Source organism: Orrella dioscoreae, assembly GCF_900089455.2.
In the GTDB taxonomy this organism is placed as follows: domain Bacteria; phylum Pseudomonadota; class Gammaproteobacteria; order Burkholderiales; family Burkholderiaceae_B; genus Orrella; species Orrella dioscoreae.
This window is the reverse complement of the sequence record NZ_LT907988.1, coordinates 4,619,035-4,644,733: the sequence shown is the minus strand read 5'-3', so window position 1 is coordinate 4,644,733 and position 25,699 is coordinate 4,619,035. Positions and strand designations below refer to the sequence as shown.

Below are 25,699 nucleotides of genomic sequence, written 5' to 3'. Positions count from 1 at the left end.
GCCGGCCCGCCGCAAGCCCTCTATGATATTCCTCAAAAGAATGAACGGCACGACAGGCTGGCCGTTCGACATATAAGCGGAGCGAGACGATACGCATGGACGACCTCACCTTCGATACGGTGGTCATCGGCGCCGGCACGGCCGGCGCGCTCATGGCCAACCGCCTGAGCGCCGACGGCAAGCGGCGTGTGCTGCTGGTCGAAGCCGGTGGAAAGGACAGCTATCACTGGATCCACATCCCGGTCGGTTATCTGTATTGCATCGGCAATCCGCGCACCGACTGGCTGTACCGCACCGAGCCCGACCCGGGCCTGAACGGGCGCGTGCTGCGCTATCCGCGTGGCAAGACGCTGGGCGGCTGCTCCAGCATCAACGGCATGATCTACATGCGCGGGCAGGCGCGCGACTACGACCACTGGGCGCGGCTGACGGGCGAGGACGCCTGGCGCTGGGACAACGTCGTGCCCGCGTTCAAGCGCCACGAAGACCACTACCTTGGCGCCGATGCGCTGCACGGTGCGGGCGGCGAGTGGCGCGTGGAAAAACAGCGGCTGCGCTGGGACATCCTGGACGCCTTCGCCGAGGCCGCGCAGGAGGCCGGCATTCCGGCTTCGCCGGACTTCAACCGGGGCGACAACGAGGGCGTGGGCTATTTCCAGGTGAACCAGAAGAACGGCTGGCGCTGGAACACGGCCAAGGCCTTCCTGCGGCCGGCCTGCATGCGGCGGCCCAATTTCACCCTGTGGACGGGCGCGCAGGTCACGGGTCTGCGTTTCGAGGCTGGCGCCGATGGCCAGCCGCGCTGCGTGGGCGCCACCGTGCGCAAGGATGGCCAGGCGCACGTCGTGCGCGCGGCGCGCGAGGTGGTGCTGTGCGCGGGCAGCATCGGCTCGCCGCAGTTGCTGCAGTTGTCCGGCATCGGCCCGGCGGCGCTTCTGCGCGAGCATGGCATTGCGGTGGTGGCGGACCTGCCCGGCGTGGGCGAGAACCTGCAGGATCACCTGCAGATCCGCGCCGTCTATCGCATCCATGGCGCGCCCACGCTCAACATGCTGGCCGCCACGCTGTGGGGCAAGGCGCGTATCGGCATGGAATACGCCTTGCGGCGCAGCGGCCCCATGAGCATGGCGCCCTCGCAGCTGGGCGCCTTCACCCGCAGCGATCCGGGCCGCCCGTGGCCCAACCTGGAGTATCACGTGCAGCCGCTGTCGCTGGATGCCTTCGGCGAGCCCCTGCATCCCTTCGCGGCCTTCACCGCCAGCGTCTGCAACCTGAACCCGACGAGCCGCGGCTCGGTGCGCATCCGCAGCGCCCGCGCCGAGGATGCGCCGGCCATCGCGCCGAACTACCTCGGCACGGACGAGGACCGCCAGGTGGCGGCGGACTCCCTGCGCGTGACGCGCCGCATCGTGTCGCAGCCGGCGCTGGCGCGCTACCGGCCCGAGGAGTGGAAACCGGGCGTGCAATACCAGACCGACGAGGAACTGGCCCGGCTGGCGGGCGACATCGCCACGACGATCTTCCACCCCGTGGGCACGACGAAGATGGGGGCGGCCGACGACCCGATGGCGGTGGTGGATGCGCGCCTGCGCGTGCGTGGCGTGTCGGGCCTGCGCGTGGTGGACGCGGGGGTGATGCCGACGATCACCAGCGGCAATACCAACAGCCCGACCTTGATGATCGCGGAGAAGGCGGCGGGCTGGATCCTGGAAGAGACGGCGCCGTGACGGGCGTGCCCCGCTGGCGTCGATGCTGAACCTGGCCGGGCGGGAGGCTTGCGCGGCGACATCCCCGCGAATGATAATGCGAGTCTTTATTATTGTTGGCAGGTGGGCCCCGACGCCGGGGAACGGACGGCAAGGCGCGTAGGAGATCGTCCGGCTGCCACGCAGGAAAATCGCGCGACGAGGGCGGAGAAGGTGAAAGAGGGTTTCAGGCAATCGATGGCCTGGTTGCACACCTGGACGGGTGTCGTGGTCGGCTGGGTGCTGTTCTTCGTGTTCGTCACGGGCACTGCCGGCTACGTCGACAACGAGATCACGCGCTGGATGAAGCCCGAGCTGCCGCTGGCCGGCCAGGCGCAGAAGGGCGAGCGCGACACGCAGATCAGGCTGGCGCTGGACCGGCTGGAAACCGTGGCGCCGGGTGCCAGGAACTGGACGGTGACCTTTCCGCACCAGAGCCTGAATCCGCGCGGCGAGCATCCTTTCCTGATTTCCTGGGAAGACCTGCCCAGCCGCAACCATGAAGCGGGCCGACGCGGCAGCGAGATCCTGGATCCGGTGACCGGCGAGTTCAGCTTCGAGGCGGAAGGCCGCGCGACGGGCGGGGGCGGCCTGCTCTACCGCATGCACTACATCCTGCACTACATGCCTTACCAGACCGGCATCGCGCTGGTCGGCGCATGCACGATGCTGATGTTCCTGGCGATCCTGTCGGGCGTCATCACGCACAAGAAGATATTCACCGACTTCTTCACCTTCAGGCCCGGCAAGGGCCAGCGCTCGTGGCTCGACGCGCACAACGTGGTCAGCGTGATGTCCCTGCCGTTCTTCCTGATGATCACCTATACAGGCCTGATGTTCTTCGCCTTCGACTACATGCCCGCCGCGCGCGACGTGGTCTATGGCAGCACGCAGGCGGATCGCCAGGCGTATTTCCGCGAGGCATTTCCGCGCGACACGGGTCCGCACGATCCGATGGTCCGTCCCGCTGCCAACGTGGCCGAGCTCGTGGCGCGTGCAGAGGCCGAATGGGGCGTGGGCAAGGTGGCGGGAGTGAGAATGGCGCGCCCGCAGGGCGAGCCTGCCTATGTGGATGTCACGCGCGTGGTCGACGGCCGGCTCCTGGTCTACGTGGCGGACCGCCTGCGCTACAGCGCCGAGGACGGCCGTCCGCTGGCCCACGACGACAGGCGGTCGAACACCCAGAACGTCCGCGACGTGATGTTCAGCCTGCACGAGGGCCTTTTCGCCAACTGGTGGTTGCGCTGGCTCTATGTCGTCATGGGCCTGATGGGCTGCGCCGTCATCGGCACCGGGCTGGTTATGTGGACCGTCAAGCGCCGCACGCAGCACCAGAAGAAGCACGGGCCTTCGCGCCTGGATGCGGCGGGCCTGCGCGTCGTGGAAGTGCTGAACGCCGGGACGCTGGTGGGCCTGCCCCTGGCCGTGGCCGCCTATTTCTGGGCGAACCGGCTGTTGCCGGTCTCGCTGGGCAGCCGGCCCGACTGGGAGGCGCATTGCATGTTCCTGGCGTGGGGCTGGAGCTTCCTGTATGCCTCGTTGCGGCCGCTCAAGCGCGCCTGGCTGGAACTGCTGTGGCTCACCGTGGCGGCGTATGCCTTGCTGCCGGTGCTCAATGCGCTGACGACCCAACGCCACCTGGGCGTGACGCTGCCCCATGGCGACTGGGGCCTGGCAGGCTTCGACCTGTCCATGCTGGGCCTGGCGGCCATCTTCGCGTACATCGCCCACAAATTGCGCCGGCGCTGGCTGGGTGCGGTGGCGCAGGCTCGCCCGGCAGCCGGCGCCGTCCCTGTCACCGCCCGGGAGTCGACGACATGAGCGCCGTGACGGCTCGCTATCGCCTCCTGGTGCTCTCGCGCATCGTCGTGGCGGCGCTCGGTGGTTACGCGCTGGCCTCGGCCATGGCGGTGTTGCTGGCGCTGGCGTGGCCCTTGCCGCGTGCCGAAGCCGTCATGGCGTCCACCCTGCTCAGCTTTGTCTGGTATGCCGTGGCGGTGATCTGGGTGTTCAGCGTGCGCAGCGTGCTGCGCGCCTGGATCGGCATCCTGGGCGTCACCGCCGTGTTGTCCCTGCTGTGCTGGCTGTTGTCGGGGAGCGCGCCATGATGCTCAACCTGTCGGTGGCGCTGATCGCGCTGGCCGGATTCGTCTGCCTGGCCCTGGCCGCCGAGCGCCAAGGTGAGCAGCTGCTGGGCCGGGTGCCGCTGCCCGCGTTCAGGCGGGGGTGCCGCACGGCGGGCTGGCTCTTGCTGGGAGCCGCCCTGCTCATCTGCCTGGAAGGATGGGGTGACACGATCGGCGGCGTTGCCTGGGTGGCCTGGATTGGCGTCGTCTCCGCCTTGCTGGTGTTCGCGTTGCCGCGCTGGACCGAGAAACCTGCGCGGCCACTTCCCATCGAGGCATCGGCGCCGCTTTCCGCAAGGCGTCGCTGGGTGGCCGTGGTCGTGTTGTGCGCGGTGCCGGTATTGTTCGGCATCGCGCTGGCGCAGGCGCCGGTCAAGCCGGTGTTGCGCGACGACGCCTTGCATGGCGAGATCGGGCCCTGGACGTTCAGCCTGGCCGAAGCAGACCTGGACGCGCCGCAGATGATCCTGGGCGAAACGCCGTTCAAGAAGTACCAGTTGCGCTTCTGCGAGGCCTGCGATGCGCAGATCCGTGCCGCTTACCTGAAGGTGCACAAGCCGCGCTCCTTGCGCGGCGCGGGCATCACGTTCGGCGGCGCGCGTTGGGATCGCAGCGTCGAGATCCAGCTGCCCTCGCGCGGCGGGCCCGAGACCGAGGTCTGGCTGACGGTGGAGGGCAAGGACGGGTCCGTGCACCAGCGCGGCTGGCGCATGGACGAGATCTCACCCGCCACCGCGCGCTGGTACGCCCAGCGCTAGGGCAGGGCAACAGACCCCCACGCCGCGCCTTCGGCTTGCTGCCCCCCGAGGGGGCGCCTTTTGCCTTGGGACGGCCCGGCGGCAAAGGGACCGTCAGAACGGCTCGTCCAGCCCTGCCTGCACCTGCTCGGCCGCGCGCAGCACGGCGCGCGCCTTGGCTTCGGTTTCCAGCCATTCCTTTTCGGGATCCGAATCGGCCACGATGCCGGCGGCCGCCTGCACATACAGCATGCCGTTCTTGATGACGCCCGTGCGGATGGCGATGGCCACGTCCATTTCGCCGCCGTAGCTGAGATAGCCCGCCGCGCCGCCATAGATGCCGCGGCGCACGGGTTCCAGTTCGTCGATGAGTTCCATGGCGCGGACCTTGGGCGCGCCCGTCAGCGTGCCCGCCGGGAAGGTGGCGCGCAGCACGTCCATGCTGCTCATGCCCGGCAGCAGCGTGCCGTTCACGTTGGACACGAGATGCATCACGTGCGAGTAGCGCTCGATGACCATGGTGTCGGTGACTTCCACCGTGCCGGTGCGCGCCACGCGGCCGACGTCGTTGCGGGCCAGGTCGATCAGCATCACGTGTTCGGCGCGTTCCTTGGGATCGGCCAGCAGTTCTTCCGCCAGCGCCGCGTCTTCCTCGGGTGTGCCGCCGCGCTTGCGGGTGCCGGCCAGCGGGCGGATGGTGACCCGGCTGGCCGCCTCGCCCTCGACGGTGGAGACGGCTTCCTGGCGCACCAGGATCTCGGGCGAGGCGCCCACCACCTGGAAGTCGCCGAAGTTCCAGAAGTACATGTAGGGCGAGGGGTTCAGCGAGCGCAGCGCGCGATACAGCGACAGCGGCGCATCGCTGAAGGGCTTGGCGATGACCTGTCCCACCTGCACCTGCATCAGGTCGCCCGCGGCGATGTATTCCTTGGCGCGGCGCACGGCGGCCAGGTAGTCGTCCTTCTTGAAGTCGCGGCGTGCCTCGGTCTGCACGCTGGCGTGGCTGTAGGGGATGTCCACCGGCTTGCGCAGTTGCGCGCGCAGCGCCTTCAGGCGTTGCTGGGCCTGGGCATAGGCCTCGGGCTGGCTGGGATCGGCATACACCATCAGGTAGGTGCGGCCCGCCAGGTTGTCGACGATGACGAGTTCGTCGACGTGCATCAGCATGATGTCGGGCGTGCCCTCGTCCATGCCGGCGGGGAAGGGCTTGACCGCCGGTCCCAGGCGCGGCTCGATGTGGCGCACGGTGTCATAGCCGAAGTAGCCGGCCAGGCCGCCCGCGAAGCGCGGCATGCCGGGGCGCAGCGCCACCTTGAAGCGTTGCTGGTATTGCTCGATGAAGGCAAGCGGATCGCCCTCGTGGGTTTCGGCGACCTTGCCGTCGCGCAGCAGTTCCGTCTTGGTGCCATGGGCGCGGATGACGGTGCGCGCGGGCAGGCCGATGAAGGAGTAGCGGCCGAAGCGTTCGCCGCCCACCACCGATTCCATCAGGCAGCTCATGCGGCCGCCTTGCGGGCCGGCGTGGGCCAGCTTCAGGTAGATGGCCAGCGGGGTGTCGAGGTCGGCGTAGGTTTCCGCCACCAGCGGGATGCGGTTGTAGCCTTGGGCGGCAAGGGCCTTGAATTCGATTTCGGTCATGGGAAGCGTCTCTCGGTTCTGCCTGATGTTCTTGAAAGTGCCGCCCCGCCGCTACCCGATCCATGCTGCCCCCGGGCTGGCCGAGGCGGCATAAAAAAGCCCGGCCATTTCTGGGTCCGGGCGGGCGACTTGCGGGTTACTGCTGGCGGCCTGTGCGCGGTAAGGCGCGCGGCCGGTGCGTGATCACCACCCGGACGACGAACGCCACCAGCGCCAACGGGCGCTGATGACGGTCTGGAGTCGGGTGGCGGTCATGGATACGAGGGTTATGGGTGTCAGGATGCCGGCACGGCGCTGGGATCAGCGGCCCAGCGCGCGGCGTCCAGGAGCGAGGCAACTATACCATCGACGTCCAGCGTCCGGACGTCGCGGCCTTCGTTGTAGCCATACGGCACGGCCAGCACGCGGCAGCCCGCCGCGCGGGCGGCCACGGCATCGTTGATGGAGTCGCCGATGGCCAGGCTGCGCCCGGGCGTGACGCCCAGCCGTTCGCACGCGTGCAGCAGCGGCATGGGGTCGGGTTTCTTTTTCGCGCAGGTGTCGCCGCAGACGACCACCTGGAAGAAGCCCGCCAGCCCGGTGCGCGCCAGCAGCGGCTCGGTGAATTCGGTGGGCTTGTTGGTGACCACGGCCAGGGCGATGCCCTGGTCGCGCAGCGCCTTCAGGCCGTCCAGCACGCCGTCGTAGACCTGGGCCTTGTCGCCGTTGACCAGGTGGTAGTGATGGCGGAACGAGGCCAGGCCGCGCTGCATCAGGTCCTCGTCGACCTCGCCGCCGTCCAGGTTGGCGGCCAGCGTGCGGCGCACGAGGTTCTCGATGCCCTTGCCGACGAAGGTGGCCAGCACGTCTTCCCGCAGCGGCGCTTCGCCCAGGTCCACGCGCATGGCGTTGGCGGCGAAAGCCAGGTCGGGGATGGTGTCGAGCAGGGTGCCGTCCAGGTCGATCAGGGCGGCGTCGAAGGCGCGTCCGGCGGTGTGTTGAACCTCAGCCACGGCTGGCTTCTCCTTGGGCGATCTGTTGGCGCATGGCGTCGATGACGCCGCGATAGTCGGGCTTGCCGAAGATGGCCGAGCCCGCCACGAAGGCATCGGCGCCGGCGGCGCGGATCTCGGCGATGTTGTCCACCTTCACGCCGCCATCGACTTCCAGGCGGATGGGCTGGCCGCCCTCGGCCGTCCAGGCGTCGATGCGCGCGCGGGCGGCGCGCAGCTTGGGCAGCGCCGAGGGCAGGAAGCCCTGTCCGCCGAAGCCGGGATTGACTGACATCAACAGAATCATGTCCAGCTTGTCCATCACGTGGTCCATCCAGTCCAGCGGCATGGCCGGGTTGAACACCAGGCCTGCCTTGCAGCCGTGATCGCGGATGAGGGCCAGCGTACGGTCCACGTGACGGGATGCATCCGGGTGGAACGTGATCATGTTGGCGCCCGCCTTGGCGAACTCGGGAATCAGCGCGTCCACCGGCTCGACCATGAGGTGCACGTCGATGGGCACCTGCACGTGCGGGCGGATGGCCGCACAGACCATGGGGCCGATGGTCAGATTGGGAACGTAATGGTTGTCCATGACGTCAAAATGAATCCAGTCGGCGCCAGCGTCGACGACGGCGCGGACTTCCTCGCCCAGGCGGGCGAAGTCGGCCGAGAGGATGCTGGGGGCGATGACGGCAGGCGGGAGGGAGGAAATGTCGGACATGTGGGCGGGCAGGGGCGAAGGCATAATGTGCCATTATTGCAGTTCGGCGCCGGGCCTGCGCCCGGCCCCGGGCGTGATTACCGGATCCAAGGCCAGTGAAATCCTACGACCTCACCGTTACCGTGACGCCCCGCTATGTCTCCGACCAATCGGACCCGGCCCAGCGGCAGTATGTGTTCGCCTATACGGTGCGCATCACCAACACGGGCGAACGGCCGGCGCAGGTCATCGCGCGGCACTGGATCATCACCGATGGCGAACAGCGCCAGCAGGAAGTGCGCGGCCTGGGCGTGGTGGGGCAGCAGCCGCTGCTCGCGCCCGGCGAAACCTTCGAATACACCAGCGGCTGTCCGCTCCCCACCCCGGTGGGCACGATGCGCGGCGCCTATCACTGCGTGGGCGAGAACGGCATTCCGTTCGACGTACCGATCTCCGAATTCGTGCTGGCCATGCCTCGCACGCTGCATTGAGTGTCTATGAAATCTGGCGGGTCTCGTAATCCAATCCTCGGCGGCGCAAGCGTGCGCCGCGCGTTCTGTGTCCTGGCAGGTGTCGTATTGGCGGGTTGCGCCTCGCCGCCGGCGCCGGACGACACGGCGCCCAGCGTGCCGGGCATGCCGGGCGCCAAGCCGCTGCCGGCGGAGGGTCCCTTGACCGTGCCGCCCCTGTCGCGCCTGCCCGACACCACGCCGCGCAAGCTGGCCGGCGGTTTCACCCAGGCCACCTGGCGTGATCTGCCGGGCTGGGACGCCGACAACCTGGAACAGGTCTGGGAGGGCTTCCTGCGCAACTGCCGCGGCCTGATGCGGCCCACGGGCGGCTCGCTGACGGCGCCCGCGCGCGCCGCGCCGCGCGACTGGCAGCCCGTCTGCGCCATTGCCGCCGATCCGGCGCGCGCGCCGGCGGCCGGCGACACCGCCGCCGTGCGCCAGTTCCTGCAGACCTATCTGCAGCCCTGGCGCGTGCTGGGCGCCGATGGCAAGCCGGCCGCCAACACCGTCACGGGCTACTACGAACCCCTGGTGCGCGGTTCCCGCGAGCAGGGCGGCAAATACCAATGGCCTTTGTATGCCGTGCCCAAGGACCTGCTGGTCATCGACCTGGGCGGGCTGTATCCGGAACTGGCCGGCAAGCGGGTGCGCGGCAAGCTGCAAGGCCGCCGTGTCGTGCCCTACGACACGCGGGAACAGATCAACGCGGGGGCCGAGAAGCCCGCCGTCCTGGCCTGGATCGACGATCCGGTAGACGCCTTCTTCCTGCAGATCCAGGGCTCGGGCCGCGTGGCGTTGACGGGCGGGCCGGGCGCGGGCGACACGATCCGCCTGGCGTACGCCGATCACAACGGCCATCCGTATGGCTCGGTGGGCAAGTGGCTGGCCGACAAGGGCGAGCTGCCCCTGGCCCAGACCTCCATGCAGAACATCCGCCTGTGGGCCCAGCGCAATCCGGGCCGCGTGAATGAAATGCTGAACGTGAACCCCGCGATGGTGTTCTTCAGCGAGGAAGCCATTACCGACCCCAGCGCGGGCCCGCGCGGCGCCTATGGCGTGCCGTTGACCGAGGCGCGCTCGGTGGCCGTCGACGCGTCCTTCGTGCCGCTGGGCACGCCGGTGTTCCTGGCCACCACCCGCCCTGCTTCGCAAACCGCCATGAACCGCCTGGTGTTCGCACAGGACACGGGCGCGGCCATCAAGGGCGCGGCGCGCACGGACTTCTACTGGGGCTATGGCGACGCGGCCGGGGAACAGGCCGGTCGCATGAAGCAGCGCGGCCAGATGTGGGTGTTGTGGCCCAAGGCGGCGGGCCAGCCGAAAGCGCGATGAGCCAATCCGACATCGTCGTCTGCGGCTCGGGCATCGTCGGCCTGGCTTGCGCCCTGGCGCTGGCGCGACGCGGCCAGTCGGTCAGCCTGCTGGGCCCGCGCGTGCCGGTGCCCCCTGCCGGCGCGCTGTATCACCCGCGCGTCTACGCCATCTCGGCGGCCAGCCAGCGTTTCCTGGCGGGCTTGGGCGTCTGGGACAGCCTGCCCGCCGCGCGCATGGCCGAGGTGCAGGCCATGGACGTCCGCGGCGACGCGGGCGGCCAGGTCGTGCTGCATGCCTGGCAGGGCACGCGCGCGCAGCTGGCCTGGATCATGGAGTCGGGCGAGATCGAGCGCGTCCTGGCGCAGGCCGTGCAGATCTATGGCATTCCCTGGCGCGACGAGCGTTGCGTGGGAGTTGAAAATGGCGAGCTGCTGACCGAGTCCGGCGTGCGCCTGCGCCCGGCCCTGACCGTGGCGGCCGATGGCGCGCAATCCCGCCTGCGCGCCGCCGCGGGCGTGGCAGTGCGTTCGCGTTCGTATGAGGCCGTGGGCCTGGTCACCCACCTGGACGCCCAGCGCCCGCATGGCGGCACGGCCTACCAATGGTTCCGCGAGGACGGTGTGCTTGCCCTGCTGCCCATGCCCGACACCGAGCAGGGGCCGCAGGTGTCCATGGTCTGGTCCATGAAGACGCCGTTGGCGCGCGCGCTGCAGGGCCTGCCGGCCGAGGCGCAGACGCAGGCGCTCATCGAGAAGCTGGGCGCGGCCACGGGCGGGGTGCTGGGCGCCTTGCGCCCGCGCCAGCCCATGCACGGTTTCGACCTGACGCTGGCCACCACGGATATGATCGGGGAGCGCTTCGCGCTGGTCGGCGACGCCGCCCACCGGCTGCATCCCCTGGCGGGGCAGGGACTGAACCTTGGCCTGTCCGACGTCGAGGCGCTGGTGCGGGCCGTGGCGGACCGCGAGTCCTATCGTTCCGCTGGCGATCCGCAAGTGCTGCGGCGCTACCGGCGTGCGCGGGCCGAGCCCGTGTTCGCCATGAAGTTCGCCACCGACGGCCTGCACCGTCTGTTCGATACGCCCGCCGCGCCGGTGGCGTGGTTGCGCAATACGGGCATGCAGGTCATCGAGCGGCTGCCTTTCGTCAAACGGCAATTGATTGCCCGCGCTTCGGAGTCATGATGCAAGTCTTTTCACTGGCCACCTTCCGCCGTGTCGCCGCGCTGGCGCTGTTGTCCGTCGGCCTGGCCATCGGCGCCGCGCAGGCGCAGTCCACCGCGCCGCTGTCCGCGGCCGGGCAGGCGGCCGTCGATGACGTCATCAGCAAGGCTGCCGATGACGCGGCCGACGCGGCCATCGCCGCCAACGTCCACGAGCGCTTCGTGTCGCGCTTTCCCGGCGCGCCGGTTACCGACGTGCGCGCCACGCCCTACGGCCTTTATGAAGTGAACCTGGGCGGCGACCTGGTCTACACCGACGAGGCCGTGCGCTTCGTGCTGGACGGCACGCTCATCGACGCGGAAACGCGCCGTGACGTGACCCGCGCGCGCAAGGAGGAACTGAGCCGCATCGCCTTCGACGACCTGCCGCTGGCGCTTGCGCTCAAGCAGGTCAAGGGCAAGGGCGAGCGCCGCATCGCCATCTTCGAGGATCCCAACTGCGGCTATTGCAAGCAGTTCCGCCGCACGCTGGAAGAGGTCGACAACCTGACCGTGCACACCTTCCTGCTGCCCATCCTGTCGCCCGATTCGCACGTGAAGGTGCGTGACGTCTGGTGCAGCAAGTCGCGCGAGAAGACCTGGGACGACTGGATGCTGCGCGGCAAGGTGCCGCCCGCCGCCACCTGCGACGACGTGGGTGGCGAGGTGGTGGCCCTGGCGCAGAAACTGATGGTGCGCGGTACGCCCGCGATCTTCTTCGACGACGGCTCGCGCGCCAATGGCGCGTTGTCGCTGGACGCCTTCAAGACGCGCCTGGACGCCGCCGCGCAGGCCGCGCCCAAGGCCGACGCCCGCAAATAAATAATCCCATTTCCGCCTGAAGGCACTTCCCCTTTCCTGGGGCGTCGATCCGGCGCCCCCTCCCTGACCTCAAAGAGTCCTGCCATGCGTCTCATCCTTGCCATCCTGTTGCCCTGGTTCCAGTTCTTCACCATCGGGCGGCCGTTCGCGGGCATCATCTGCCTGATCCTGCAGATCACGCTGATCGGCTGGATCCCCGCCGCGATCTGGTCCGTGTACGCGCTGAGCCAATACAAGACCGACCAGAAGATCGAGCGCGCGATGTCCGGCCGCCAGTAGGTGGCCGTCGGCGTGTGAACGCCAGCAAGCCCATGCGAGCCGGGGCAGGTGCCCGTGCCCGCATGCAGGGCGGCGCAGACCGCCAGATCGAGGAGCCGCCATGAAGATTGCCGTCCTGGATGATTACCTGAACGTTGCCCGCGGCCTGGCCGATTGGGGCGGCCTGGCCGAGGCCGAGGTCGTCTTTTTCGATGCGCCGCTGCCCGCGGATGACGCGGCGCGCGCCAAGGCGCTGGCGGGCTTCGACGTGATCGTCGCGATGCGCGAGCGCACGCCCTTCGACGCGGGCCTGCTGTCCCGGCTGCCCGCGCTGCGCCTGCTGGTGACCACGGGCCTGCGCAACAATGCCATCGACATGGCGGCCTGCCGTGCGCAGGACGTCGTGGTCTCGGGCGCGCCCGGCCATCCCGACAGCGTGGGCGCCACGGCCGAGCTGACCTGGGCATTGATCCTGGCCCTGTTCAAGAACGTGCCGGCCGAAGCGGCGAACATGCGCGCCGGCCTCTGGCAGACGGCCATTCCCGCCAGCGTGGCGGGCAAGCGGCTTGGCCTGGTCGGGCTGGGCAACCTGGGCCAGCGCGTGGCCCGCGTGGGGCAGGCCTTCGGCATGGACGTGGTGGCCTGGAGCCCCAACCTGACGGACGCGCGTGCCGCGCAGGCGGGCGTGCAGCGCGTGGACAAGCAGGCGCTCTTCACCTCCTCCGACGTGGTCTCCCTGCACCTGGTGCTGAGCGAGCGCACGGCCGGCGTCGTCGATGCCGAGGCGCTGGCGGCCATGAAGCCCTCTGCGTATCTCGTCAACACCGCGCGCGCGGGACTGGCCGACCACGACGCGCTGGTGCGCGCGCTTACCGGCAGGCTCATCGCGGGCGCCGGGCTGGATGTGTATCCGCAGGAGCCGCTGGCCGCCGATGACCCGCTGCGCCGCCTGGACAACGTGGTGCTGACGCCGCACCTGGGCTATGTCACGCCTTCCAACTTCGTGGCCTTCTATGGCAATGCCGTCGCCGCCATCGCCGCCTGGCGCCGGGGCGAGCCCATCCATGTGCTGAACGCCGCGTAAACCCCCATGCGCGATGCCCGCGCTGCCGCCGTTGACCGGCAGTGGCAGCGGCGGATCGCGTTCGCCCGGTATAGTCCCGCTGACACCCTGCTTAAAGAAGACCCAGAGATCGCCATGCCTCCCGTGCTTCCCGCCTTCCTCGTCGCCCGCTGGTTGTTGCTGCTGATCCTGCTGGCGGGCGTGTATTTCTTTGGCGGCTTCCTGGTCCCCGTGCTGGCCGCGCTCATCGTGGGCCTGGCCAGCTGGCCGCTCTACCAGCGCTGGCTGCGGGCCTGCGGTGGCCGCAACATCCTGGCCGCCAGCGTCGCCATCACGGTGGTCATCGTGGTGGCCGTGGTGCCGCTGTCGATGGCCCTGTCCTATGCCATCAAGGAGGCCAGCAACGCCATCGCCTGGCTGCTGGCCGCCAACCGCGACGGCGTGGCCGTGCCGAACTGGATCCTGGCGCTGCCGATGGTGGGCGAGCGCATCGCGCCTTACTGGAACGAGTACCTGGGCCATCCCCACGCGCTGGGCGACTGGGTGCAGGCCGTCAGCGGCCAGCACCTGGGCAACATCTACCGGGTGGTGCTGTCCCTGACGGGCAATGCCTTCAGCCTGGCGCTGAACGTGCTGTTCCTGCTCATCACGCTCTTCTTCGTCTACAAGGACGGCGACCGTATCGTGGCGCAGCTGGATCTCCTGGGCGAGCGCATCCTGCCCAAGCGCTGGCAGCGTTTCTCGCGCATGGTGCCGGCCACCGTCAGCTCCACCGTCACCGGCATGGGCCTCATCGCCATCGGCGAAGGCGTGGTGCTGGGCCTGGCCTACTGGATCGCCGGCGTGCCGTCGCCCGTGCTGCTGGGCGTCATCACCGGTTTCATGGCGCTCATCCCCGGCGGCGCGCCCCTGTCCTTCACGCTGGTCTCGCTGTACCTGGTGGGGTCCGAGCAACTGGTGGCGGGCGTGGCGCTCTTCGTGTGGGGCACGGTAGAACTCTTCATCGTCGACAAGACCCTGCGGCCCAAGCTGGTGGGCGGACCCGTCAAGCTGCCGTTCCTGCCGACGTTCTTCGGCCTGGTGGGCGGAGTGAAGACCATGGGCATCGTCGGCCTGTTCGTGGGGCCGGTGCTGATGGCCCTGCTGGTCGCCGTCTGGCGCGAATGGCTGTTGGACGTGAAGACCAATTCCGATGCGCACCGTCTGGAATCGGCGGAAGGCGACGGGCAGGTGTCCCTCGTCGAGGGCGGACCTCGCAACGAGGACAGGCGCTAGGCGCCGCAAGGGGCGCCCCAGGGGGCTTATTTCCGGCAATGATAATTGTTATCATTGCCGGATTCTGGCGCTGATCCTCAGGGCCAACAGCCAGTCCGCGCGCCGCGATGCATGCCCCCGCTCCCGACCTATCCCGCCACGAGGCGACCGAGACGCTTTACGTCCAGCATCATCGCTGGCTGGCGAACTGGTTGCGGCGCCGCATGCACGGCGATGACCAGGCCGCCGACCTGGCGCAGGATACCTTCCTGAAGCTCCTGGACGCGCGCGAGACGCCCACCTTGCGCGAACCCCGGGCGTTCCTGGCCACCATCGCGCGGCGCGTGCTGGCCAACCACTATCGCCGCCAGGCCATCGAAGAGGCCTACCTCGACAGCCTCGCCTCCCAGCCCGATCTGCATGCCCCCAGCCCGGAGACCCGTGCCTTGGTGCTGGAGGCGCTGTGCCAGATCGACCAGGCGCTGGACGGGCTTCCCGCCCCCGTGCGTCGCGCGTTCCTGCTGGCGCAGCTCGAAGGCCTGGGCTATGCGGAGATCGCCTGCCAGCTGGGTGTCACGACGCGAACCGTCGGCAACTACATGGCGCGCGCCGCGGCGCAGTGCTTCTTCGCACTGGAAGCCTGAGATGGCCGCTCATTGCAGGTGCCGCGCGCATGACTAGGATGGGGCCGCGGGCGGGGGGAGAACCCCTGGCCGAAGGGGTGGCGCGCGAGGCCGCGCACTGGTTTTCGCTCTGGCGCTCGGAATGCATGACCGACATCCAGCGCGAGGCCTGGCAACGCTGGCGCGCCGCGCATCCTGATCATGAGCGCGCCTGGCTGCATATCGAGGCGGTGACCGCGAGACTCACGGGCTTGCCCGCAAGCGCGGCAATGACCGCGTTGCAGGCAGGCAGCCAGGCGGGCCGGCGCCGTTTCTTCAAGTCGATGGCGATCCTCGCCATGGTGGGTGGGGGATCGGCAGTGGTGGCAACGCGAGGTGATTGGCGCGCCTGGTCGGCGGACCACGCCACGGCGGTCGGCGAGCGCAGGGCCTGGCACTTGCCGGATGGCACCACGGTACTTGCCGATACCGACAGTGCCTTCGACGTGAGGCTGGAGCCCGCGTGGCGGACGCTGGTGCTGTATCGTGGGGAAATCCTCGTCACCACGGGGCATGACGGCCCCGGTGCCGATCGGCCGTTGCGGGTGCTGACACCCGTCGGGCACGCGCGTGCGCTGGGCACCCGGCTGGCCGTCAGGCGCCTGCCAGGGCAGGCGCGCGTGTCGGTGTTCGAGGGCGCGGTGGCCCTGGCGCCGCGCCGGAATGCGGAGGCGGGCCGGGTCCTGCATGCGGGAGAGTCCGCCACGTTCGGAGACGACTGGGTGGAGGATGGCAGTGCGGTGGGCACGTCGCAACCGGCATGGGCGCGTGGCGAGCTGGCCGCCGACGATATGGCGTTGGGCGACTTCCTGGCGGAACTGGGCCGTTATCGCCGCGGCGTGCTTGGCTGTGATCCGGACGTGGCGGACTTGCGGCTGTCGGGCTTGTTTCCGCTGGACGACACCGACAGGGTATTGCAAGCCGTCGTGCGCCTGCTGCCGGTGCGGCTGCGCATGCGCACCCCCTATTGGGTCACGGTGGTTTCCCGTTGACCGTCCTGGCAAAAGGATTTTCCGGTTTTCCGTTTTCGCGTGACCTCCCTTTCGAACCAGTCCAACAAGAAAGGGAATCCATGCAAACGTGCACGCAGCAGGTCGTCCAGCCAGAGACCGGATCGAAGGTAAAACAGGGAGGGGAACGGATGCGCGGTGGCGTGCTGGCAGCGCTGCTGGCCATGGCGCCGTTGCTGGCGGCCCTGCCCGCGGCGCCTGCCGGCGCGCAGACCGCGTCCTCGCCGGCCAGGCAGTCGTATTCCATTGCGCCGGGTTCTCTGGCGGCCTCCTTGCAGGCCGCAGCCAGCCGAGGGCAGGTCATGTTGAGCTTCGCGCCGCGGCTGGCCGAAGGCCGCCAGAGCCCAGGCCTGCAAGGTGTCTACACGGTCCAGGAAGCCTTTGCCGCGTTGCTGGCAGGGAGCGGGCTGGAGGCCGTCGACACGGGCGTGGGCGGCTACCAGCTGCGCGAGCGGCCCAATCCCCCGCCTGGCGTCTCCACCTTGTCGCCGGTACGGGTGGAGGCCGGCCTGGGCGGTCCGCTGGGGCCCGACATCGGGTATGCCGCAACCCGCACGGCCACGGGCAGCAAGACCGCGACGCGCCTGGCCGAGATTCCGCAGTCCATCTCGGTGGTGACGGCAAAGGAGATCCGCGACCGTGGCGCGCAGAGCGTGGTGCAGGCCATCCAGTACACGCCTGGCGTGCAGGTGAACAATTTCGGCGGCAACGAGATCCGCAATGACTGGATCGTGCTGCGCGGCTTCGATGCCAAACTCACGGGCGATTATCGCGACGGGCTCAGCCAGATGCCCTACGACCAGATCCGCGCACGGATGCCGGCCTACGCGCTGGAGCGCATCGAGACCTTGCGAGGGCCCTCGTCCGTACTGTTCGGGCAGGTGGCGCCGGGCGGCATCGTCAATCGCATCACCAAGCGGCCTACCGCGGAAACGCTGCGCGAAGTCGAGCTGCAGGCAGGCAGTTTCGATTATTACCAGGCGGCCGCCGACCTGGGCGGCGCGGTGGATGAGGCGGGGGCGCATCGCTATCGCCTGACCGTGGTGGGGCGCGACGCGGGGACCCAGGAGAAATACGACAGTGGCCATCGCTACAAGGACGACGCCTTGTACGTGGCGCCCGCCTATACCTGGCAGCCAAGCGCGGCGACGTCGCTGACGGTGCTGGCCCATTACCAGCGCGACCGCAACGATGGCGAGTCACGGCCGGTGTATCCCACCCGCACGCTGGTGGGGGACTACAGCTTCGACTTGAATGACCGTGAGCTCTACAGCCTGGGCTGGCAGTTCGAACATCGCTACAGCGACAGCGTGACGCTGCGCCAGAACGCGCGCCTGCAACGCGGTGACATGAGGCTGCGCAACCTGTACCAGCTGTCGCTGGCGGCCGACCGGCGCACCCTGTCGCGTTATGCGCTGGTGGCGGACGAGCGGGCCGAGAGTGCGGTGATCGACAACCAGGCGGAGATCCGCCTGGAAACGGGGGCGGTGAAGCACCAGGTCCTGGCGGGACTGGACGCGCGACGCCTGAACGGCGAGTCGGAGTATCGCCAGGCCATGGCGCCCTCGCTGGATCTGCTGAATCCGGTGTATGGGCGCGATATTCCTTATCCTGCTGCGGCCGCACGCATCATCGACCAATACGAGACCAGCCGGCAACTTGGCGTCTACCTGCAGGACCAGGTCAAGTGGAAGCAATGGATCCTGACCCTGGGTGGACGCCATGATTGGGCGGAAAGCACGCTGGACAATCGCCTGAACGGCAGCCGCACGCGTCAGCGCGATGACGTCTTCACCGGCAGGGCGGGCCTGGCCTATGCATTCGCTTCGGGCGTCGTGCCCTATGTCAGCTATGCCACCTCGTTCCTGCCGCAGGCGGGCGTGAATGCGGCTGGGGAGGCCTTCGTGCCCACACGCGGCAAGCAGTACGAGGCGGGCATCAAGTATGAACCCCCGGGCGGAGGCAGCCTGTACACGTTGTCGGTCTTCGAGCTGACCCAGCGCAACGCACTGACTCCCGATCCCAGCCTGCCCACCTTCAGTGTGCAGACGGGCGAAATCCGTTCACGTGGCGTGGAGCTGGAAGCCAAGGCCGAGCTGGCGCGAGGCTGGGATGCGACGGCCTCGGCCACCTACAACCAGGTCAAGGTCACGCGCAGCAACGATGTGGACCTGGGCAAGACGCCCATCGTCACGCCGCGCCGGATGGCGTCGCTATGGCTCAACCACGTGGTGCAGGGGGGACCGCTGGCCGGGCTGGGCGCGGGGTTGGGCGTGCGCTATGTCGGGCCGAGCTATGCCGATGTGCGCAATACCCTGCGCAATGGCAGCGCGACCTATGTCGATGCCGCCATGAACTACGAGCGCGGCAGTTGGCGCATCGGCCTGAACGTGAACAACCTGTTCGACCGGGAAACCGTGGTCTGCCGCAACAATCTTGCCAATTGCCGTTACGGGATCGAGCGCAGCGTGATCGGCACGGTGGCCTATCGCTATTGAGCGGGATTGCCGCGTTTCAGCGATAGCGGTGCGTGTCCGCGGCCACTTCCTCGGTGATCACCTCGGCCAGCCGGCGCGTGGCGGGACCGGGTTCGGTGGCGCCGTACATCAGGTACAGCGGCACGCGCCGGCGGCCTCCCTCGCGCAGCGGCAGGGGCAGCACCGTGCCTTCATCGATATGCCGCTGCGCCAGGTGGCGCGGCAGCCAGGCGAAGCCCAATCCGCTGGCCACCATCGACAGCGATGTCTGCATGGCGGTGACCGTCCAGCGCTGGCGCGCGCCCAGCCAGCCTTCGTCGCGCGGGTGCTGCGTGCCGGAGTCGCGCAACACCACCTGCAGCTCGCGCGCCAGGTCTTCCGTGGTGAGTTCTCGGCCCAGTCGATGCAGCGCGTGGGCGGGGTGCGCCAGCGCCACGAACTCCACGTCCAGCAGCAGGTCGCCCAGGTGGCCCACCGGCACCCGGGTGCCGATGACGAGGTCGGCGGTGTGCGTGAGCAGGGCCTCTTCCGCGCCTGACAGCACCACTTCCTTCAATTGCACCCGGGTCTGCGCGGCCAGGTCGGTGTAGCGCGCCAGCGCCTGCACCAGCAGCCCGGTGGGAAAGGCCACGTCAACGGCCATGCGCACCTCGGGTTCCCAGCCCTGGCCCAGGCTGGCTGCCAGGCGCTCCAGCCGGCCCGCGTCGCGCAGCAGTTCATTGGCCGCCGCCAGCAGCGCCTGGCCGGCGTCGGTGAGCCGCGCCTTGCGGCCCTCGAGCACCAGCAGTTCCACGCCCACCTGCTCGCGCAGCCGGGCCACCATGTAGCTGACCGAGGACTGGCTGCGGTGCAGGGCCTCGGCGGCCTGGGCGAAGCCGCCGTGCTCGACGATGGCCTGCAGGACCCGCCATTGCTCCAGCGTCGTGCGGGGGATGGACATATCTGATTATTAGATAAATAGGTGCCAAATTTTGCGCTTTTTTATCGAATTTACCAAGCCTAGAATTCTTTCATCGACACCACTGCGGCATGCGCGGCATGCCAGGGAGCCTCACGATGAACACGATTCGCCACGCTGAAGACCGCGGCCATGTCCAACTGGGCTGGCTCGACAGTCATCACACCTTCTCCTTCGGCCACTACCACGACCCGGCGCAAATGGGTTTCGGCGCGCTGCGCGTCATCAATGACGACATCGTCGAGCCGGGCAAGGGTTTCGGCACGCACGGCCACCGCAACATGGAAATCCTGTCCTATGTGCTGGATGGCGCGCTGGAACACAAGGACTCGATGGGAAGCGGCTCGGTGCTGCGCCGGGGCGACGTGCAACTGATGAGCGCGGGCACCGGGGTGGAGCACAGCGAGTTCAACCACTCGCAGTCCGAGCGCGTGCATTTCCTGCAGATATGGATCGTGCCCAAGTTCACCGGCACCCGTCCCAACTACCAGGAAACCCGTTACGAGGACGCCGACAAGCGCGGCCAACTGCGCCTGCTGGCGTCGCCCGATGGCCGTGACGGCTCGCTGACGGTGGGGCAGGACGTGGGCGTGTACGCCACGCTGGTGGACGGCGATGAACAGGTGACGCTGCCGCTGGCCGAGGGCCGCCAGGGCTATGTGCAAGTGGCCCGCGGGGCAGTGACGGTCAACGGCCAGGCGCTGAAGGCCGGCGATGGACTGAAGGTCAGCGCGGAAAGCGCCATCGCCCTGCGCGACGGCCGCGACGCCGAAGTGCTGCTGTTCGACCTGGCTGCCTGACGGCAACCCTGGCAACAGCATCGCGAAGGCCCCGTTCGGGGCCTTCCGCGTTTATCGTTGCGCTTGCATTCACAGCGTCCCGCCCGCCACCACCATGAACGACATCCAAACCCTGCTGCAGGCCTGGGGCCCCGGCCTGGTCTTCGTCAACGTCCTGCTCGAACAGGCCGGTGCGCCCATTCCCGCCTATCCGCTGCTGGTGGCCGCGGGGGCGCTGCCCTCGGGCAGCGTCTGGCTGAGCCTGGTGCTGGGAGTGCTGGGCTGCCTGCTGGCGGATCTGGCCTGGTATTTCGCGGGTAGGCGCTATGGTTCTGGACTGCTGTCGACGGTGTGCCGCGTGTCGCTTTCCAAGGATTCCTGTATCCGCCAGACGCAGTCGCTGTACCTGCGCGTGGGCGTGCGCATCCTGCTGGTGGCCAAGTTCCTGCCGGGCGCCAGCGGGCTCTCCACCGTCATGGCAGGCCTGACCCGCACGCCGCTGCGCAGCTTCCTGCTGTACGACATGCTTGGCGCGGTGATCTGGGTAGGCTCGGCCTTGCTGCTGGGCGCGCTGTTCAAGGATGCCGTGGCCCAGGTGGTGCAGTGGCTGGGAGATTACGGTCCGATGGGCATCGCGCTGGTACTCACCTTGCTGGCGATCTATGTGCTGGTGCGCACCGTGCGCCGCTACACCCTGCGCCAGGCCATGAAGCACGTGCCGCGCCTGAGCGTCGATGAACTGCTGCTCTGGCAGAACGAAGGGCGCGATACCCTGATCCTGGACGTGCGCGCGGAGGCGCCGGAGGGGCCCCGCATCCGTGGCGCCCGGGCGGTGGATGCGCGTGCGCCCATCAAGGCGCTGGAAATCGGCGCCTGGACAGGCGATATCGTGGTGTATTGCGCCTGCCCGGATGAGGTGTCGGCCGCGGCGCTCGCCGTGCGCCTGCGCCGCGCGGGGCACGCCGGCATCTGGGCGCTGTCGGGCGGCTATGACGCCTGGTCCAGCCAGGCGCCCGACCGGGTGGAATGACGGACGCCGCGGGCTTGCCGCGGCGTCCGTCATCCAAGGCGCCTGCATTCCTCAGGCGGTGCTGACCTCCCGGGTCTTGCGCCGCAGCGTGCGTGACACCAGGGGGAACAGGATCACGACGGCTGCCATGATGAAGAAGGCCAGCGAGATCGGCCGCGCGAAGAACACGCCCAGACCGCCTTCCGACAGGATCAGGGTGCGGCGGATGTTGTTCTCCAGCATGGGACCCAGCACCACGCCCAGCACCAGCGGCACCGCCGAATACTCCAGCTTCAGCATGAGGTAGCCCAGGCCGCCTGCGATCAGCGCCAGCAGCACGTCGGTCATGGCGTAGTTGATGGAATAGACGCCGAACAGGATCATGCCGATCACCACCGGATAGAGTAGGGCGGTCGAGACGAACACCACGCTTGCCAGCAGCGGGATCATCAGCAGCGTCAGGAAGAGCAGCATCAGGTTGCCGATCCAGAAGCTGCCGAACACCGTCCAGACGAAGTCGGGGTTGTTCGCGAAGAGCAGCGGCCCGGGCTGCAGGCCCAGCATCAGCAGGCCGCCCAGCATGATGGCGGTGGTGGCCGAGCCGGGAATGCCCAGCGTGAACATCGGCACCATCGACACGTAGGCGGCGCTGTTGTTGGCGGCTTCGGGCGCGGCCACGCCCTGCATGGCGCCCTTGCCGAACGCCTCGGGGGTGCGCGACACCTTCTTGGTGGCGGCATAGGCCAGCATGGTGGCGGCCGTGGCGCCCACGCCCGGCAGCACCCCCACCAGGAAGCCCATGATCGAGCCCAGCGCGACCGCGCCCTTGCACTGGATCATGTGCGTGGCGCGCGGCAGCAGCGAGCGCAGCGAATAGCGGGCGGCCACGCGCTTGCCTTCGCTCTTCTCGGACAGGTTGTAGAAGATTTCCGCCAGCCCGAAGATGCCGACCGCGATGATGGTGAAGTCCACGCCGTCCAGCAGGTCCATCAGTTCGAAGGTGTAGCGCGGCGGGCCGGAGATCGGGTCCATGCCGATCATGCCGATCCAGATGCCCAGTCCCAGCGCGGTGAAGCCCTTGACGATGTTGCGCCCGCCCAGCACGCTGACCAGCGAGAACGCCAGTACCATCACCGCCGTCATCTCGGTGGGCCCGAACTTGATGGCCGCGCGCGCGATGACCAGCGCCAGCAGGGCCATCAACAGCAGGCCCACCAGCCCGCCGATGAAGGACGAGAACACGCTGATGCCCAGCGCTTCGCCCGCCCGGCCCTGCTTGGCCATGGCGTAGCCGTCCAGCACGGTCATGACCGAGGCCGACTCGCCCGGTATGCCCAGCAGGATGGACGTGACCGCGCCGCCGAACATGGCGCCGTAATAGATGCCGCCCAGGCCGGCGATCGCCTCGACGCCGCCGAAACCCACCGCCACCGGCAGCATGATGGCGACGCCCGCCGCGGGTCCGAGCCCGGGCAGCACGCCGACCATCAATCCGATCAGCACGCCCACCAGCGTGGCCACCAGCACCGACCAGGTCATGGCCTGGCCGATGCCCTGGGCCAACAGAATCAGTGAATCCATGATGTCTCCCCCTCTTTTCTCTTCGGGTCTTGTGGGTTCAGAAGCCGAGCACGCCCACTGGCAGCGGCACGCCCAGGTAGGTGCCGAAGGCCAGGCTGGCGGCCACCGGGAACAGCACGGCGGTGGCCAGGATCTTCATCGTGAAGACGCGGTCCCAGCGGGGATGGATGATGCGGCCGATGGCCAGCACCAGCGCGGCGCAGGCCAGGATCATGCCCAGCACGTCGGCCAGGAAGACGAAGGCCACCAGCACCAGCGTGACCAGGGCGGGCTTGAGCAGGCCCGGCACGCTGATCTCGTTCGTGAGCGTTTCCTTGCCCGCCACGCTGCGCACGAAGTTGACGATGGACAGGCCCGCGATCAGGATGCCGACCCACAGCGGGAAGAAGCCGGGGCCGGGATTGCCCTCGGACAGGTAGCCATAGGACGGGGCGGAGACGGAGATGTACAAGCCAAGGAAGAAGAGTCCCATGGCGAACAGCCGGTCGAGGATCTCGATTCTCATGATGGTTTTCCAGGCGGGGCACGGCGCCCCGCTTCAGGGTTGGCGAAAGCGCCGCGCGCGCCCGAGGGCAACGCGCGCGGCGGGACTCACTTGATGATGTCCAGTTCCTTCATGACCGCCACGTAGCGGTCATTGGTCTGCTTGATGAGCGCGGCGGCGTCCCTGGCGTTCTCGTAGCGCGCCTCTTCCTTGAAGCGATCCAGGTAGCGCTCCTTCCATTCCTTGCTCTCGGCCACCTTGCGCATCACGCCTTCCCAATAGGCGATGACCTCGGGCTTGACGCCCGCGGGCATCACCACGCTGCGCAGCATGGTGTGCTCGATGTCGTAGCCCTGTTCCTTGAAGGTGGGCACGTCCGGCATGGAACTCAGGCGATTGCCCGCGCTGACGGCAATCGCCCGCATGGTGCCCGCCTCGATCTGCGGCATGATCTCGCTGGGGTTGCCGAACATGAAGTCGATGTGCTCGCCCAGCACCCCGGTGGTGATCTCGCCTTCGCCGTCGAAGGGCACCACGTCCACGCGCACCTTCAACTGCTTGCTGACCATGTCGGCCAGCAGCCGGGCGTCGGACACCACGCCCACTGTGCCGGTGGTCAGGCGCTTGGCCGCGCCGAAATCCTCCAGCGTCTTCAGCTTCGAGTCCGCTTTCACCGCCAGCACGTAGGGCGACATGGAGATGGCGGCCACCGGCGTGAAGTCTTCCTGCTTGAAGGGCGCGCGGCCGATCAGCGGCGTGGTGAAGAAGCTCACGCTGACGGTTGCCATGACGTAGGGGTCGTTCTTGCGCCGCGAGGCTTCCTTGTAGCCGCGCGCGCCGCTGCTGCCGGGCAGGTTCTCGTACAGGATGTCCACCGGCACCAGCTTCAGGTCCTTGATCACCGAGCCGATGGTACGGGCCAGCACGTCGCTGCCGCCGCCCGCGCCGAAGGGGATGATCATGCGCATGTTCTTGCTGGGATAGTTGTCCTGCGCGGCGGCCAAGGGCGCGGCAAGCGCCAGCAGCGTGCCGCAGGCGGCGAAAAGAAGGCGGCGCCTTCCGGTGTGCGTGCGTGCTTGCATGGTGTCTTCCTCCTGGTGTCGCCGGTGCGTGCCGCCCGGCGTTCTGGTTCTGTGTGAGGGGGGGCGGCGCGGGCCGCCAGGGTCAGGTCGCGGGAATGGCCTCGCGCAGCAGATAGCCGTGGCTGTCGCGGCCTTCCAGCCGGCTTTGAGACGGATCGGTGATGCGTGCCTCGCGCAGGGCGTCGCGCTTGGGCGTGAAGCCCAGGCCCGGCTTGCCCGACAGGGTCATGCGGCCGTTCACCGGGTCGGGCGTGCCATCGAAGAAGTGCTTGCCGGTCTGCCACATGCCGTAGTGGAACTCCACCGGGCCGCCGTTCATCACGCCGCACAGCAGGTGCATGTTGAAGATCGGCCAGCCGCCGCCGTTGGCGAGCGGCAGGTTGTAGGCCTGCGCCAGGTGCGCCACCTTCAGCGACTCGGTGAAGCCGCCGTTGTAGAGCACGTTGGGTTGCAGCACGTCCACGGCGTGATGGGACACCAGCTCGCGGTAGCGCCAGCGATGGCCTTCCATCTGGCCCGCGGCGATGGGCACCGAGGTGTGCTGGCGCAGGTCGGCCAGCGCGCGCGCGTCGTTCTGCTGGATGGGTTCCTCGAACCACATCACGTTGCAGTCCTCGATGGCGTGGCACAGCAGCCGCGCGTCATAGGGATTGAACCAGCAGTTGGCGTCGATCATCAGGCCCACGTCGGGGCCGATGGCCTCGCGCGCCGCCTGCACGCGGCGCACGTCGTCGCGCCAGGTGCGCGTGGGTTCGCCGCCCACCACCATCTTCAGCATGGTGTGGCCGTCGTCGCGGAACTTGCGGCCATAGTCCGCCAGTTGCGCTTCGTCGAAGAAGGGATAGCCGAAGGTGGCATAGGTGGGCGCCCAGTTGCGGTAGCCGCCCAGCAGCTCGTGCACCGAGCGGTTCTCGGCCTTGCCGCGCAGGTCCCACAGCGCCACGTCGATGGCCGACAGTGCGTTCGAGATCACGCCGGTATAGGCGCGGCTGTTCAACTGCTTCCACACGTGCGCGTGGATGGCTTCGGTGTGCAGGATGTCGCGGCCCTTCAGCGCCGGCGCCAGGTGGTTCTGGATGCAGGCGATGACGGCCCAGGGCAGGATGGAGCCGGTCAGGCCGAAGCCCGTCTGCCCTTCATCGGTGGTGACTTCGACGAACACGAACATGCGGCTCTCGATCGACTTGCCGATACCCGGCAGGTCGATTTCGTGGCGATGCAGCGTGGCGTCGATTTTCTCGATCTTCATGCTGTTGTCTCCTCCCCCGGCATCTGTCGGCCGGGTGGTCGGTGGCGCGCCGCAGCCGGCGGCG

24 protein-coding genes are annotated in these 25,699 nt (G+C 68.5%); 16 read left to right on the top strand and 8 right to left on the bottom strand.

What is annotated here, in order from left to right; translation table 11 throughout:
• Positions 1-95 precede the first annotated feature (95 nt).
• The 4 genes from ODI_RS21255 (at position 96) to ODI_RS21240 (ending at position 4,629) form a co-directional block, all read left to right on the top strand.
• Positions 96-1,727: a GMC family oxidoreductase gene (locus tag ODI_RS21255; protein WP_067757453.1), complete on the top strand. Its 1,632-nt coding sequence runs from the start codon at positions 96-98 to the stop codon at positions 1,725-1,727.
• A 216-nt stretch (positions 1,728-1,943) separates the two neighbouring features.
• On the top strand, positions 1,944-3,566 hold the full coding sequence (locus tag ODI_RS21250) for a PepSY-associated TM helix domain-containing protein (protein WP_197707122.1): 1,623 nt from the start codon (positions 1,944-1,946) through the stop codon (positions 3,564-3,566).
• Complete coding sequence (locus ODI_RS21245) at positions 3,563-3,853, top strand: DUF3649 domain-containing protein (protein WP_067757448.1); 291 nt, start codon at positions 3,563-3,565, stop codon at positions 3,851-3,853. Before ODI_RS21250 ends, ODI_RS21245 begins: the two co-directional genes overlap by 4 nt.
• Positions 3,850-4,629 (top strand): DUF3325 domain-containing protein, encoded by a 780-nt coding sequence (locus tag ODI_RS21240; RefSeq protein WP_067757444.1) that lies wholly within the window; start codon positions 3,850-3,852, stop codon positions 4,627-4,629. The genes ODI_RS21245 and ODI_RS21240 overlap by 4 nt, the downstream gene beginning before the upstream one ends.
• Positions 4,630-4,722: 93 nt before the next feature.
• Here ODI_RS21240 and trpE read toward each other — a convergent pair whose 3' ends face one another.
• The 3 genes from trpE to rpe all read right to left on the bottom strand — a co-directional run bounded on the left by trpE (position 4,723) and on the right by rpe (position 7,965).
• Entirely contained in the window at positions 4,723-6,246 is a 1,524-nt protein-coding gene (gene trpE / locus ODI_RS21235) for an anthranilate synthase component I (RefSeq protein ID WP_067757441.1), read from the bottom strand.
• Positions 6,247-6,521: 275 nt separating this feature from the next.
• Positions 6,522-7,238: a phosphoglycolate phosphatase gene (locus ODI_RS21230; protein ID WP_067757438.1), complete on the bottom strand. Its 717-nt coding sequence runs from the start codon at positions 7,236-7,238 to the stop codon at positions 6,522-6,524.
• Positions 7,231-7,965: a ribulose-phosphate 3-epimerase gene (gene rpe / locus ODI_RS21225; protein WP_098020958.1), complete on the bottom strand. Its 735-nt coding sequence runs from the start codon at positions 7,963-7,965 to the stop codon at positions 7,231-7,233. Before rpe ends, ODI_RS21230 begins: the two co-directional genes overlap by 8 nt.
• A 71-nt stretch (positions 7,966-8,036) precedes the next feature.
• On the opposite strand from rpe, the gene apaG reads away from it, so the two are divergent.
• The 10 genes from apaG (at position 8,037) to ODI_RS21175 (ending at position 18,514) form a co-directional block, all read left to right on the top strand.
• On the top strand, positions 8,037-8,411 hold the full coding sequence (gene apaG, locus ODI_RS21220) for a Co2+/Mg2+ efflux protein ApaG (RefSeq protein WP_067757434.1): 375 nt from the start codon (positions 8,037-8,039) through the stop codon (positions 8,409-8,411).
• Between the two features lie 51 nt (positions 8,412-8,462).
• On the top strand, positions 8,463-9,764 hold the full coding sequence (mltA, locus tag ODI_RS21215) for a murein transglycosylase A (RefSeq protein WP_067757432.1): 1,302 nt from the start codon (positions 8,463-8,465) through the stop codon (positions 9,762-9,764).
• Entirely contained in the window at positions 9,761-10,930 is a 1,170-nt protein-coding gene (locus ODI_RS21210; RefSeq protein ID WP_067757429.1) for a UbiH/UbiF family hydroxylase, read from the top strand. Before mltA ends, ODI_RS21210 begins: the two co-directional genes overlap by 4 nt.
• Entirely contained in the window at positions 10,927-11,769 is an 843-nt protein-coding gene (locus tag ODI_RS21205) for a DsbC family protein (RefSeq protein WP_157929799.1), read from the top strand. The genes ODI_RS21210 and ODI_RS21205 overlap by 4 nt, the downstream gene beginning before the upstream one ends.
• Before the next feature lie 84 nt (positions 11,770-11,853).
• Positions 11,854-12,048: a YqaE/Pmp3 family membrane protein gene (locus ODI_RS21200; RefSeq protein ID WP_067757423.1), complete on the top strand. Its 195-nt coding sequence runs from the start codon at positions 11,854-11,856 to the stop codon at positions 12,046-12,048.
• A 100-nt stretch (positions 12,049-12,148) separates the two neighbouring features.
• Positions 12,149-13,111, top strand: a complete 963-nt coding sequence (locus tag ODI_RS21195) for a D-2-hydroxyacid dehydrogenase family protein (RefSeq protein ID WP_067757419.1) — start codon at positions 12,149-12,151, stop codon at positions 13,109-13,111.
• A 114-nt stretch (positions 13,112-13,225) separates the two neighbouring features.
• On the top strand, positions 13,226-14,365 hold the full coding sequence (locus tag ODI_RS21190) for an AI-2E family transporter (RefSeq protein WP_067757417.1): 1,140 nt from the start codon (positions 13,226-13,228) through the stop codon (positions 14,363-14,365).
• Positions 14,366-14,472: 107 nt separating this feature from the next.
• The gene (locus ODI_RS21185) at positions 14,473-14,988 is read left to right on the top strand and encodes a sigma-70 family RNA polymerase sigma factor (RefSeq protein ID WP_067757415.1); all 516 of its coding nucleotides are present in this window, start codon (positions 14,473-14,475) and stop codon (positions 14,986-14,988) included.
• 29 nt (positions 14,989-15,017) lie between these two features.
• Positions 15,018-15,998: a FecR domain-containing protein gene (locus ODI_RS21180; protein WP_082985436.1), complete on the top strand. Its 981-nt coding sequence runs from the start codon at positions 15,018-15,020 to the stop codon at positions 15,996-15,998.
• Between the two features lie 80 nt (positions 15,999-16,078).
• Positions 16,079-18,514, top strand: a complete 2,436-nt coding sequence (locus ODI_RS21175; protein WP_231968107.1) for a TonB-dependent siderophore receptor — start codon at positions 16,079-16,081, stop codon at positions 18,512-18,514.
• Between the two features lie 16 nt (positions 18,515-18,530).
• Here the strand turns inward: ODI_RS21175 and ODI_RS21170 are convergent, their stop codons facing one another.
• Complete coding sequence (locus ODI_RS21170; protein WP_067757410.1) at positions 18,531-19,433, bottom strand: LysR family transcriptional regulator; 903 nt, start codon at positions 19,431-19,433, stop codon at positions 18,531-18,533.
• A gap of 116 nt (positions 19,434-19,549) precedes the next feature.
• Here ODI_RS21170 and ODI_RS21165 point away from each other — a divergent pair, with 116 nt between their 5' ends.
• On the top strand, positions 19,550-20,251 hold the full coding sequence (locus ODI_RS21165; RefSeq protein WP_067757407.1) for a pirin family protein: 702 nt from the start codon (positions 19,550-19,552) through the stop codon (positions 20,249-20,251).
• Positions 20,252-20,345: 94 nt separating this feature from the next.
• Entirely contained in the window at positions 20,346-21,260 is a 915-nt protein-coding gene (locus ODI_RS21160; RefSeq protein WP_067757405.1) for a VTT domain-containing protein, read from the top strand.
• 51 nt (positions 21,261-21,311) lie between these two features.
• Here the strand turns inward: ODI_RS21160 and ODI_RS21155 are convergent, their stop codons facing one another.
• The 4 genes from ODI_RS21155 to ODI_RS21140 form a co-directional block, all read right to left on the bottom strand.
• Complete coding sequence (locus ODI_RS21155; RefSeq protein ID WP_067757402.1) at positions 21,312-22,820, bottom strand: tripartite tricarboxylate transporter permease; 1,509 nt, start codon at positions 22,818-22,820, stop codon at positions 21,312-21,314.
• A 37-nt stretch (positions 22,821-22,857) separates the two neighbouring features.
• Positions 22,858-23,325 (bottom strand): tripartite tricarboxylate transporter TctB family protein, encoded by a 468-nt coding sequence (locus ODI_RS21150; protein ID WP_067757399.1) that lies wholly within the window; start codon positions 23,323-23,325, stop codon positions 22,858-22,860.
• 86 nt (positions 23,326-23,411) lie between these two features.
• On the bottom strand, positions 23,412-24,386 hold the full coding sequence (locus ODI_RS21145) for a tripartite tricarboxylate transporter substrate binding protein (protein ID WP_067757398.1): 975 nt from the start codon (positions 24,384-24,386) through the stop codon (positions 23,412-23,414).
• Between the two features lie 82 nt (positions 24,387-24,468).
• Positions 24,469-25,635: a mandelate racemase/muconate lactonizing enzyme family protein gene (locus ODI_RS21140; RefSeq protein WP_067757395.1), complete on the bottom strand. Its 1,167-nt coding sequence runs from the start codon at positions 25,633-25,635 to the stop codon at positions 24,469-24,471.
• Positions 25,636-25,699: the final 64 nt, after the last annotated feature.